Genomic DNA, 914 nt, shown 5'->3' on the forward strand with positions numbered 1-914 from the left:
GGCCCGAGCCGAAGACCGCTCTCTGGTGCTCGACCGCATCAAGGCGAGTGGCAAGTTGAAGTTTCCAGTTATGGTCGCGGAGGAGCCGGGCTACATCAAGGACGAATGGAGTGGCTTCTTTGTAGACTGGGGCAAGGATATCGCCGGTCTGATGGGTGTTCAGATCGAGTACTATGAGACTACCTGGGGCAACCTCGCTGCGGATTTTCAAGCCGGCAAGATTGACCTCGCGGTGGCACTGAACCCCAACCCCCGGCGGGGCCTCGTCGTCGACTACGTGCCAGGCGCCATTGTCGAGGGTATCTGGGCGCTCGTTGCCCGTCCGGGCTTCGAGCCGAAGTCTTGGCGCGAGATGGACACCAAAGAAGCCCGCGTCGCCGTGCAGAAGGGCGGGACCATGCAGGTCATCGCCGAGTCGGTTATCCCGAACGCCACCATCGTCGTCGTCCCCTCGCGCAACCAAGCCATCCTGGAGCTTCAGTCGGGCAAGGTCGACGCCATAATCATCGCCGACGAGGACGCCGCCTTCCTCGATTCCAATAGCATCGGCAAGGCCGTGGTACCCATGCCGGTGCTGCGCAATCCCTCCACCATCGCCATCCGCCGTGAGCCAAGCAATGCGGGGTTTGCCAACTTCCTGGCGAACTGGATGGTCGCAGCAGAATTCGCTGGGTCTCGCCTGCTCGTGCAGCTCGAGCGCGGCATTGACATGAAGGTGGTTCCCCAGTCCGGAAAGTACTGCTGACTGCCATGCGTACCGAGCCGTCTCTTCTCCGTCACCGACACTCACACCGCCGGGCACCCCACTACACTCCTCTCGGTGCTGACCGTCCCCGATCTGCTTTACCAGGCGGGCTATGTTGCCAGCTTCACCTACTGGCCAATGGAGATCTACACCGTCATCGGCGCCATCT

General features: G+C 61.7%; 1 protein-coding gene and 1 pseudogene. Both read left to right on the plus strand.

The features are described 5' to 3' along the window. On the plus strand, window positions 1-745 hold a 745-nt coding region (locus EOA27_RS38195), incomplete at its 5' end, for a transporter substrate-binding domain-containing protein (protein ID WP_245491377.1). Window positions 746-805: 60 nt separating this feature from the next. Next, a pseudogene (locus EOA27_RS42785) lies at window positions 806-914 on the plus strand (amino acid ABC transporter permease); the annotation flags it as partial.

Source organism: Mesorhizobium sp. M2A.F.Ca.ET.037.01.1.1 (genome assembly GCF_003998075.1).
GTDB lineage: Bacteria > Pseudomonadota > Alphaproteobacteria > Rhizobiales > Rhizobiaceae > Mesorhizobium.